The organism is Duncaniella muricolitica, from assembly GCF_910574735.1.
GTDB lineage: Bacteria > Bacteroidota > Bacteroidia > Bacteroidales > Muribaculaceae > Duncaniella > Duncaniella muricolitica.
The window spans coordinates 17,948-29,420 of the sequence record NZ_CAJTCF010000050.1 but is presented as its reverse complement, the minus strand read 5'-3'; the positions used below and the strand labels follow the sequence as shown (position 1 = coordinate 29,420).

Here is an 11,473-nt window from a genome sequence, read left to right as displayed (position 1 = left end):
TGCTACACTCCCTGCCGTCTTTCGTTGGACAGATAAGTCGGTGATGATAGGTCATTTTCAAAGAACACTTGCCTAATCCTTGCCAAAGGGACTATTAAGACACTACCTTGACTGGCGCACCATAGCAATACAGCGCAAAACCCTTATCAATCTGCTGTTTAAGGAAGTTGTTGACCACTGCAAACGACTTGCCAGAACCGGGGGTGCCGAGCACAATCGAGGCGCGGAAGGGATTCACCACATTTATCCATCCCGAGTGCCACTTCTTTTCATAGTAGAACCTTGTGGGGATATTTATGGAATAGGGATTTTTCAACAGACGTGTCTCCTGCATGAACGATTCGTTCTCATCGTTGAAGCGGTCGTCCATCATGTTGTTCTTCAACATTCGGCTTATCCATATACCTGACATCAACATACCAATATATCCGAGTATGGTGGTTATGATGTAGATATAGCGATAGCCGATAGGCAGAAGCCATGAATTGAACAGAAACACCACGATTCCCACGGCTCCCACAATAATTATATGGCGCCACGTTATTGCCTCGTCCTTGACCCCTTTAGTGCCGAAGCACGAAAGGGCAAGCAAAAGCATTGCGAACAGTTTTGAGTTGAACGTATTGGCGAAAAGTCCACACTCACTGTTGAAATTATTAAGGATTTTATCGGCCACCATGTAGAACTCATTGATGTCAACGGTCTCCACACGCGTGAAAAAGTAGAGATTGGTCACCACCAGCACAATGCTGATGGCCCGAAGAAAATCCATTATCTTGGCCAATGACCGAAGGTCATCTTCTTGCTGACTCATATTTTTAAGGTGTTAATGTTTGCGTCCGCGACGGTGCTGACGCTTCATGCGGCGAATGAACGCCTCTTCATCCGGATTGTACGACTGCCCCTGTTGGAACAGGTCAAGTCCGGTTATTGAGTTATCATCGAAATCTTCAAACAGACTCTTCTGACTTGCTGCCGGAGGAGTCTGTTGCTGTGTTCTGCTGTCAGACCCGGTATTGCCCTCAGACTCTTGCCCCAGTTCTTGTTTTGGCTCTTGGACTGTCGGTTCCGACGGTTGAGAAACAGGAACGGTATGCTCCTGACGGGAACCCGGCTCTTGCGACGGATTGAATTTGGCTTCAAGCGCGTTGGCAGAGAATGCCTTGCCTAAACGTGATCCGTTGAGGACATTGAATGTCTCGTGGTCTATGAATGTCACGCCATAGATTCTGCCTTCATCAGTGTACCTGAAAACGACATCAATATTCTTCTCCTTTAATTTAGAAATGAAGTCATCTTTGCCGGAGCAATGGGCAAGCGCGTCGGCAACTTTCTCTTTTGTCTGAGTGATATTGATTTTCTCTTTCGCTTTCTCATACTTGCCGTCGATAGCCTCCCGTCCGGCGAACTTGCCGAGACGTGACGCCTTGAACGGAGCCGCTATAGGTTTGCCGGCATCACCAAGGGCAAAATATACCAGCCCGTGATACTCACGCCCGTTGACCCTGCCGTCGGTCAGCTCACATCTGATATTGAACAGGCCAAGCACGGCATTATATTCACCGATGGTCTGGAACCGATAACGCATTCCGATAATCTTCACCGCTGAGGCAACCTGTTTCTTCAGGTCACCAGACGGGTCTATCTTCAGCAATGGAGTATCAGGCGTGACCTTCTCGCGCTCGGCAGTTCTCAATCCATACTTGCGTTCAAGTTCACGGGTTATCTCCTTGCTGCGGTAGAAGTTGTTCTTGTCGGATATACAACTGCCGTCAGTCCTTATTCTCAGAGCCACGATGTGCATGTGGTGTCGGTTGATGTCGGTGTGTTTATAGACCATATATGGCTGGTCACCGAATCCCATCTTTTCCATATACTCGCGGGCGATTGCCGTCAGCTGCGCATCGGTAAGGACATCATCGGGATGAGGATTGAGGGAGATATGAACCATCGGCCGCTCTGTCTTTGTCGTTGATGGCATCCACTGCATGAAGTCGGCGAAGGCGCGTTTGATGTCAACAGAGCCAGTTCCGTCATTGTAGATTTTGTTGGTGTCGAGCAACCGTCCTTTCTCCTTGTTGATCTTCTCCCCGTTGTAGCAGATGGCTCCGTAAAGCGAGTTGCCTAACGAGATTTTTGCAACCATTCCTCATCGAATTTTTGAGCCAGAGCCGCGATGTCCTGACTGACGGAGATGAGCCGAATCATCAGTTTTCTGATTTCTTCGAGTGCCGCAGACGCTTTCTTCTCGGTGAAATTCTGATTGAGCGTGGCGACAAGATTGTCGTAAGACACACCGATTGTACGATAGAGGGCATTGAAACCGGAAAGTCTGTCAATGAAAATACGGGTGTTCTCATCAACGTAGAAGACCTTGAAAGGCTTCTGAAAGAGGAAATGCTTGATGAAAGCCGCCTTGTTGTCGGCCTCCGATTGCTCGAACATGGCGAGAAATCGGGCATTTTCCTCGGCGTTGAACCGCACGACGTAGCGGTTCACGGAGGGGTCAACCTTAGGTCGCCGCCCTCCGTGACTGGAGTTTTTACTCATATTATAGTGAAAAGGCATCGCGGATTGCCGTGCCGGAGCCGCCGCAGGCGTTGAAAGGTTCTCCAACTTTGGCGGAGAACCACACCCTCGGAGAGCAAGGGTTGTGAGGCACCGAATTTATTTCGAGTGCCCCGCAACATACCTTGTCGTTACATATAGTGATTATCTTTCTGATATTTAAGAGCATAGTCCTATTGCTTTGTACGAAATATGTACGATTTAGATAAAATGGGGATAACGAACGAAAGGGATTTGGGAATTTTTAGCAGTTGTTAGGGATTATTATTTGCGGTTGATTTCGTCTTTTGATGGCCTGAATAGGTCGATTGATGTGTCATATTATTACATGGACTGGGGAAAAGAAACAGAATTGTGAGGTTCGGATGCAGATTTTTCTTTTGCCCCGCCATTCTATGTATGTGCGTTGGAACGTGAGTATAGTTAAGTATGGATGTATATACATAGACCTATATTATAATCCCACTTTGGGCTTAAAATATTCACCGGACAGCAAATGGAAGATTACAAATTTACTTTCATATTCTGTGGCAAGTCCTCAGAAATACAGTCCTGTATGGCAGTATTCTCAAAGATTTTTTGTAACTTTGCATCGCAATACCTGTACGCGGAAGCCCGATAAGGTTGGCTCAGGTGCAAGTCTGAGCTACTGAAGGGTAATGCGGGCGGGGTTGTTGACATATTTTAATAGAGCGTCTTTGTGCGCTTTGTTCTTGACTCTGAGAAACTTTCCACAATCTCAATTCCAGTCAAAGACAAAGGCAACTAAGTCGCTCACGGATGGTAATAGTCCGCCATGTGTCATTTTGATACATGGTATTACTATATACCTATACGTGGGCTTCTGCGTTGCTCGTCTCGACTGGATAGGCACGTGGAAAGGCCGCTCGGAGTGGGACGAGCAAGGAAAGTGGATCCCACGTTTCTGTTTCTATATGCCATGACATTGTAAACCAATCAACCGAATAGGGATTCTTCGGGCGGACGATACACCGAAGATGAAATTAAAAAACAAGATAATATCTTATAGCGCAATCTCATGTTTGATGTTTTGCGTTGGAGTGTTTATGCAAAGTTGCGGCTCCAATGTGAACACTAATATGAATGAGCATTTCACTGAAGATGGATTCCTAATTACAGATAGTCTTGACACAAATTTCAACCGGGCGATGCCCTCGTCCGTTAAATTCTATGTTGAGGTTTCTGGGAGCATGAATGGATTTTTCAGAGCAAATAAGCCAACGCAGTTCAAATCCGATGTTTGGAATGTGTTGAATTCTTTTTCATCTCTTGCTCCTAATGTTTCGATTCTAACAAATGATGGCTCTCAAGGTGCAACACTTCTATTAGGAGACTTCAGAACCAATATGAACACAGGTGCTTTTATATCATCGGCCTCTACAAAAGTTCCCCTAATGCTTCAAACCATTATTGAGAATCTGAACACTGATGCGGGCGAGGTCGCTGTACTTATATCAGATATGAAATATAGTCCGGTTGGAGCAGCTGCCCCTTCTGTCTTAATGTCTCAATACACAACGGACATAAATGGTATCATTGGCAGATTTGGCAAGGCAATAAGTATTATTGGTGCCACTTCTGATTATTTAGATAAAGGCGGCAACGAGGTTTGCAAGAGATCTCCTTATTATTTCGTTATCCTCGGAGAACAAGAAAATGTTGCGGAGATAAGAAACTATATATCGTTGTTGCTTAAGAAAAAGGGGCATTTGGTTGATAATATTGAGAGTGGTTTTAATTACGGACACCCGGATTATTCATTCGGAATTTCCAACAAATGTTACCAATTCGAGAACGAACCTACATTTATCGGTTATGAAGAAGCCGATGATGTTGATACTTGCACAATAAAGCTAAAAGTTCCCCTTGAAAATTATCGTTGGCTAATGGCTGATGAAAATATTTTTCGGGATGCGCTTAAAGTAAGGTCTCTATACGGCTCCACCGTAAATATTGGAAAAATTGATATTGATGTCAAAGATGTAACCGGCTCTGACAAACAACTTAACCGTGAAGCAACTGCTACTATTGATTTGAAGATTTTCAATATGCCAACTGATTCGGAAGTAATTGAATGGAATCTCGAGTTACCCATTACAAATTACGCATTATTTAATGAATTCTTTGATGAGGCTGATGACGAGAATGACCCGAATAAATCATACTCTGTATTAGACTTTCTAACAGGAATTTTTCAAGGAGGAGTTGTAACACACGATATGAAACCGAACTATATACTCGTATCTAAAAACGATTAAAGTATGAAACTACTACCATTATATAAGTGGATTGTCGGCTCGCAAAACGATTTCACAAGACAGTTCCAAAATAATGACCAACTATTCAATCAAGCAAGGTCCTTTTGGAATAAGCTTGATGGATCAATGTGGATTGTGATTATTTGTATGCTCGTGTTAGGTATTGGTGTTGCAGCCTATTACTATACTTCATACAACAATGCTCCGGGACGACATTATAAACCTATAAAGTGGATTTATTTCTTAATAGCTACTTTCTTTTTAACATTGCTTTTCACATATGGTATTGAGTACCTTGTGTGTGAACCCAAATTAAACGGTTCTTCCACATTAGAATTTATGGTTGCCATCGGAAATGCACTATATGCCTGTATAGTTTATTTCATAACTTCTGTGATATGGTGTAATGCATTGCCAACTAACGCATATCGTCTCTTCAAATTCTAAATGACATGAAAAAGGTATTTGTTTTTTGCATAGGCGGAACAGGAATAAGGGTGATGAAAAGTATCACTATGCTTATGGCCGGAGGCATGGACACAAACGGATACGTTGTGGTTCCTATCATTCTTGATCCTCATCTTGATTTGGAAGAGAAGAAGAATCTTCATTCTTTAATTGCCGAATATCAAGAGATATATCGTCGTTCGATAAATAATGGCAATCAGACATTAAATCCTTTGTCTGGATTCTTTGGCTCGGACATTCGTACAATAGACGATTTGAATAACCAGACAAATGACACTCAGGAAACTGCCGGTAGTAAAGAGAAATTCAGATCATATATTGAGCTTGCCAATCTTGGGACAACCGACATCAATAATTTTTTAGTTGAGACCTTGTTTTCAACTAAAAATCTAAATAACCCCTTATCTGTCGGATTTAAAGGCAATCCTAATGTTGGTACTGTTGTCCTCGGCGAGATGATTGAGGGTGCTGAATGGTTCAAGTCGTTCAAACAACACTGTGAAAAAGATGACCGTGTGTTCATTATCAGTTCAATCTTTGGAGGAACTGGAGCATCTGGTTACCCCCTCCTTGAAAAGAAAATCCGTCTTTCTGAAAATGAACCCGCAGTTAAAAACGCTCTTATGGGGGCTGTTACTGTCCTGCCTTATTATGGGCTTAAGGATCCAGCGACTACTGGCAGTGACATTGATTCTGCGAACTTCTATACCAAGACCAAAGCGGCATTGGCATACTATCATGGGACAGTAAAAGCAGACTATCTATACTATGTAGGAGAAACGAGCCTTAAGCAAGTGTACGAAAATGATGAGAAGAAGCAAGATGACAAGGCAAATTTCATTGAACTTGTAGCAGCATCTGCTCTTTTCGATTTCCTGAAAAGAGGTGAGCCAACACGTCAACAGTTCCTTTCAAGAGCAATTGACGATGATAAAGAATCCTTGGATTTAGTCTCAATGGGGGCTGGTTATAAGGAACTAATCAAAAGTGTGGCTGATTTTATGCTCCTTAGATTACTTGTAGAGGAACTTCCGGAAGAAAGTTTCTTCCCGTTGAGTAAGAATAGAGGATTCAACTCATCATTCTATGGAGATTCCGCTTTCCAATCATTATTACGTTTTTGCAACGGTTATTATAATTGGTATTTGGAACTTGCACAAAACAAAAGAGCTTTCGCTCCTATCAATTTTGACAACCCAAAGAAAATGAGCGGATGGATAAAGACAATTGAGCTTGATGCCAAAGATGATTCTTATTATTTGCTTGAGATGACAAAAGTTAGTAATAAGAACAAGTCCAAGGACCATGAGAACAAATTCAGATTCTTTCTGCAATTTGCCTATGATGCCATAGATAAATACACCAAGAAGATTTACAAATAGAATATGTCAAGAATAGACCTAAACATAATAGACAGAGGAATCAAAGGCACGGAATGGATTGCCGAAGATGTTAGTCTTACGCCCGAACATCTTGATGAAGTGATGGAGCAAAAGACTGACAATAGCGGTGCTCTTAATTCTTTGCCAACACCTTTCGCTCGTTTCTTTGTAGCCCGCGAGGCATTTCGTCGTGCAATGGAGGAACATACGAATCCGAAAAAAGAAGCTGGTTTTGCATATCGTCAAATGGTTTCGGACATTCTTGATGTGTACGAATTACTGTTTAATCTGAAGTATCATAAGAACACTTGGACTGCTGGACAGAAGCTTGAGCTTCGAGAGTGGAACAGTGCCGAAAATCTCAAGAAGATAAAGAAGCTCATGCCAGTCTTATATAGTTCGATAAACGAATATTACAAGACGGACATTGGTGAGGACAAATTGTATTTTCTTGTCTTTACAGAGAATGGTAAAGATTTGCTTTTGGCAAGCACATCGCCAATGACAGGTTTCATCACTCCTCCTGATATGGACAAAGCCATCATAAAGGAGAATGGAGCAAATGTTGTCCATATTGCAGGAGAACAATATGCAGATCTGCACATACATCGTAAATCAGGAGGTGAATACTTTCGTGACATCAAGATGTTTGAAGAACGTGATGAAGACTTCAAGAATTACATGTATAATGAGGTCTTCGGATCAGAGACCGTAGATGACAAGTTCAAAGCGATTAAAGAATACATCAGAAGTTTCAAGAATGATACAGAAATTCGTAATGACTATCAATTACGACTAACAGGTGTAACGACAGATCAGAACGATGAACTTGTCATAAATGGGCTAAGAATCATGACGTCTGACGAAATTGATGTCAATAGTTTCTTTACTCCAACGCTAATCAAGGTTCCTTACAGAATTTCCAGAGACCACTTCGTTGCCGTAACTTATCAAAATGACAGTAGTGATCGTGATTATGATTATTTGCTTCCGTTTAAGCCCGAAGTCCTATCTCTTTTCCCTGAGAATAAGATAGATTCTGATGTTCATATAAACAGGAACTCTGTAACTGTATATCTTAGATACAATGGAAAAGAATACAAAAAGGAATATGGGAAAGAGGCATTAAATCAGGCATGGGGAACCATAATAGACTATAAAGCAGACTCAATCTCGTTTGATTTAGGAATATTCCCCAATATTCTCTCATCTAAGGCCAGCGAGAATAACTACTTTAAGGTAATGGTAATTGGTGCGGACACAGATCCCGAACCTCCATATTTCAACATAGATGAGATTTCTCTTCAGTTCTATAAGGATGGAGAACTTGTGAGAGAACAAGACAATCTTTCATCTGGTGTTAGATTTGGAGTTCGTCCCGCAGTAGTGCGTTCCCGGCAAAAAACAGACAATACTGAGGGAGGCACAAAATTCTATGAAGTATTCAACACCGATTTCAATGCCATAGAGATAGAGGTGCTGGGTAACACGGGGCTTGTTATACCTATATTCAAGCGTAGTACAGAGACAAACGACACGTTTACATATGCTATCGACCTTGGCACTTCTAATACGTTCATCTCGAGATGCAAGAATGGCGAAAACAATATGCCTGAATTGTTTAAGATGGAACGACCTATGGTTAACTATCTCCATGAAGTCCCATCAGATAAGCAGGTCTCATTGACCAATAGAATAGAGGGAACAATCTTTGATTTGGCTAAAAACCGCATCAAAACGGAGTTTATGCCTGCATATATTGATGGCGTTGATTACAAGTTCCCGATTAGAACTGCATTATGTGGTCTCTTGAAGAAGACTGATGACCCTGAGTTGTTTGACAATCATAACATAGCTTTCTTCTATGAGAGGGTTATGCCTGATGAGGATCAGAGAATTCTCACTGACATCAAGTGGGTTGAAAATGATGCAATGCTTCGTGTTTTCATTCGAGAGTTGTTACTCATAATAAAGGCTGACGTTCTTCAGCACAACGGTGATTTAGACCGCACAAAGTTGGTGTGGTTTAGACCATTGAGCTTTATGGGGAATATGAGAGAAACATATAAAGACGTATGGAATAGCGAGGCTGAGAAGATTTTAGGGATTCAGGCTAATCAAATTTCTTGTTTCTCAGAATCAGAGGCTCCCTACTATTTCTTTAAGAAGAAAGACTATATAAAGGACTCCGAAGCTGTAACAGTAATAGATATCGGCGGCGGCTCAACCGACTTTGTGTATTTCCGCAACAATCAACCCTTGATGGCTAATTCAGTACATTTTGGGTGTGATGTACTTTGGGAAAATGGTTTCATGGAATTTGATAATGAGAGGAAGAACGGAATCTATCGAAAATACGCTGATACTCTCAGGTTCAAGCGACAAGATCTTGAAGAGCTGAACATCAATTTCAAAGATATCGAAGCAACTAAAACAAAGGATATTATAAATTTCTGGTTAAGTAATTCAGAATTTTGTGATATTAAGAAGTTGTTAAGTCGTGATTTCAAGGCGGTATTCATATATCATCTTACATCCATATTGTTCTATATGGCATCAATGTATAAGGACTATGGATATGCCGCTCCACGTTCCGTGATTTTCAGCGGCAATGGTAGTAAATATATCGACAGCTTCATTAGTTCAGACAAGAAAATACTCAAGAAGATTATTGACCTTACTTTTGCAACTGTGTTTGGTGGAGATCATGATGTCAAACTGGAATTACCGGCAGAACGTAAGGAGGCAACTTGCTATGGAGGCTTGTATCGCGATTCAAATGCTCTTGATGTACCGAGTAAGACATATCAAGGGGATTTGTCGCAAAACTACAATACAGTAGGAGACATCAATAAGAACATGCAAGAATTGCGCAAGGAGTTATTGCATAAGTATGATGTCATGAACTCACTCTACAAAAGAGTCTTGGATTTATTAAAACAAGAACATATAATCGACAATACAGCCAATACAAAGGTATATGTGGATGCTGCCATGAAAGATTTAGGTACTCCATTTAAGACCTATTATCAATCACAAGTAAAGGAAGTCTATCAAGAAGAAGTGCCTTTATTCGATACAGTATTCTTCTTGCCTATTATTGACAGGATATTTGATTTAACTAATTTGAAAGCATAAATGAGCTTCATTTTCACCATACTCATTTCGATACTGGTATCGCTGATATTTGTCGGTCTTCAGATTCGATTCTTCAATGAGACCCGAAAGTATCGTATTCTTTTTGAAAACTTTTTCAAGAAGAAAGAACCTTACGGCACGTTCTCTAAGAAGGTTGGGGATGAATACATTCCACAACTGACGGAGGTCGGGGAGCCAAATTCTGACCTTAATAATCTCATTATGGAAATAAACCATTATATTGAGAAGACTAAAGGCACGACTGACTTTTCCGTAATACAAAATAAGGTTGAAAGAAAGCTGACCATGAGGTATGACCAATCTACCGCAAGGCTGTCATTTCCAACTTATCTTGGCCTCATGGGAACATTCCTCGGAGTATTCATGGGAATATTGATGTTTATCGGTGGCTTTGATGGAGCCGGGAATATATCAGATGATTCCATAAAGAATCTTTTGATTGGAGTCTTGGTTTCTATGTTTACAAGTCTAATTGGCTTGGCTCTAACTACGTACAATACCGCGGAATCCGGTGGAGCAAGAAAGAAAATAGAAGAAGATAAGAACGAATTCTTTGATTTTGTACAAACCGAACTCATGCCTTCGATTGACGTAAGTATGGTAGTCGCAATAACAAAACTTCATGAGACCGTAGATAAATTTGAACCGGCATTTGATAAAGTAATCAATCGTTTTCAAAATACGTTCGATAGATGCACAAAAGCATTTGGTGAAGATTTTGAAAAACACGTTAATGCTGTATCCAATGCTGTTGAAGTTATGGGTGAGAACATGGATAAAATCAATCAGAACATACGATTGCAGGAGATGCTTTTATCCACTCTGAAAAGCAACGAGATTGTACGTGGCTTAGATAGATATGTCGAAGCAGCCAACCATTTCATTGGAATTACTAAATCACTTGATAAGTTTGAGGAAGCAAGACGCATGATGCTCGCAGCAGCACAAGAGGCGATTGTTATTCAAAATAAATACAATGACTCACTGCGAGTGCCAAGAGAGATAGCACTGAAAGTCAACTCAATACTTGACCGAATCACAAAATTTGAACAGTCTATAAATGATGTTGGTGAATCATTGGCTAATCGACATGTGTTAGGGAATCAGGTTATTGAGGCGATACAGCGTCAAGTTCAAGGTATTTCGAAGAAAGGAAAAATTGCCGACAAGTTCCTTGAAATGGCAGATGGTAAACTTGAGGACTTATTCAGAAGACAAACGGAAGTTCTGGAAAGTATGAACGATCGATATAAAGATGCAATCGAAGGTCATATAGAAGGATTCGAGAATATGATTAAGGCTCAAACTTCACAACTTGAATCGCAACATGAAGAATTCATAACCGCGATTAAAGAAAAATTCAATATTGAAGATATTCGTGAGGAATTTACCAACCTAAGGAAATTAGAGATCATAGAGAAGCGATTGTCTGAAATTATAGGAGGAATCGTGAGTCCCAATAATGTCGAGGACATTCAAAAAGAGATTAAATCAGTGGAAACACAACTCCAAGATTTGAAAGTAGAGCTTGAAGCCATCAACAAGAATACCAGAGATAAAGAGAGTAATGGAGGTGGTGGTTTCTTCGGATTTGGACGACGTTAAAAATTGACTAAA

General features: G+C 41.0%; 6 protein-coding genes and 1 pseudogene. 4 read left to right on the top strand and 3 right to left on the bottom strand.

Translation table 11 applies throughout. The annotated features are described in order from the left end of the window. Positions 1–121 precede the first annotated feature (121 nt). The 3 genes and pseudogenes from QGT73_RS11440 to QGT73_RS11430 form a co-directional block, all read right to left on the bottom strand. A pseudogene (locus tag QGT73_RS11440) lies at positions 122–814 on the bottom strand (YWFCY domain-containing protein); the annotation flags it as partial. 12 nt (positions 815–826) lie between these two features. Next, positions 827–2,146 (bottom strand): conjugal transfer protein MobB, encoded by a 1,320-nt coding sequence (gene mobB / locus QGT73_RS11435; RefSeq protein ID WP_123399944.1) that lies wholly within the window; start codon positions 2,144–2,146, stop codon positions 827–829. Beyond that, positions 2,125–2,550 carry a plasmid mobilization protein gene (locus tag QGT73_RS11430; RefSeq protein ID WP_123475514.1) on the bottom strand — a complete coding sequence of 142 codons (426 nt, stop codon included), beginning with the start codon at positions 2,548–2,550 and terminating at the stop codon, positions 2,125–2,127. Before QGT73_RS11430 ends, mobB begins: the two co-directional genes overlap by 22 nt. 1,118 nt (positions 2,551–3,668) lie before the next feature. On the opposite strand from QGT73_RS11430, the gene QGT73_RS11425 reads away from it, so the two are divergent. From QGT73_RS11425 to QGT73_RS11410, 4 genes are all read left to right on the top strand, one after another. Then, the gene (locus tag QGT73_RS11425) at positions 3,669–4,847 is read left to right on the top strand and encodes a hypothetical protein (RefSeq protein WP_123399948.1); all 1,179 of its coding nucleotides are present in this window, start codon (positions 3,669–3,671) and stop codon (positions 4,845–4,847) included. 452 nt (positions 4,848–5,299) lie between these two features. Further along, positions 5,300–6,697, top strand: a complete 1,398-nt coding sequence (locus QGT73_RS11420; protein ID WP_123399952.1) for an FtsZ/tubulin family protein — start codon at positions 5,300–5,302, stop codon at positions 6,695–6,697. A 3-nt stretch (positions 6,698–6,700) separates the two neighbouring features. After that, positions 6,701–9,835 (top strand): Ppx/GppA phosphatase family protein, encoded by a 3,135-nt coding sequence (locus QGT73_RS11415; protein ID WP_123399954.1) that lies wholly within the window; start codon positions 6,701–6,703, stop codon positions 9,833–9,835. Beyond that, a complete protein-coding gene (locus QGT73_RS11410) occupies positions 9,836–11,461 on the top strand; it encodes a hypothetical protein (RefSeq protein ID WP_123399956.1) in 1,626 nt (541 codons plus the stop codon). The last annotated feature ends 12 nt before the right edge of the window (positions 11,462–11,473 follow it).

Bases quoted from the DNA above. Each gene is read 5' to 3' on its own strand.
- mobB (WP_123399944.1), bottom strand. From the start codon at position 2,146: ATGGTTGCAAAAATCTCGTTAGGCAACTCGCTTTACGGAGCCATCTGC.
- QGT73_RS11430 (WP_123475514.1), bottom strand. From the start codon at position 2,550: ATGAGTAAAAACTCCAGTCACGGAGGGCGGCGACCTAAGGTTGACCCC.
- QGT73_RS11425 (WP_123399948.1), top strand. From the start codon at position 3,669: ATGAATGAGCATTTCACTGAAGATGGATTCCTAATTACAGATAGTCTT.
- QGT73_RS11420 (WP_123399952.1), top strand. From the start codon at position 5,300: ATGAAAAAGGTATTTGTTTTTTGCATAGGCGGAACAGGAATAAGGGTG.
- QGT73_RS11415 (WP_123399954.1), top strand. From the start codon at position 6,701: ATGTCAAGAATAGACCTAAACATAATAGACAGAGGAATCAAAGGCACG.
- QGT73_RS11410 (WP_123399956.1), top strand. From the start codon at position 9,836: ATGAGCTTCATTTTCACCATACTCATTTCGATACTGGTATCGCTGATA.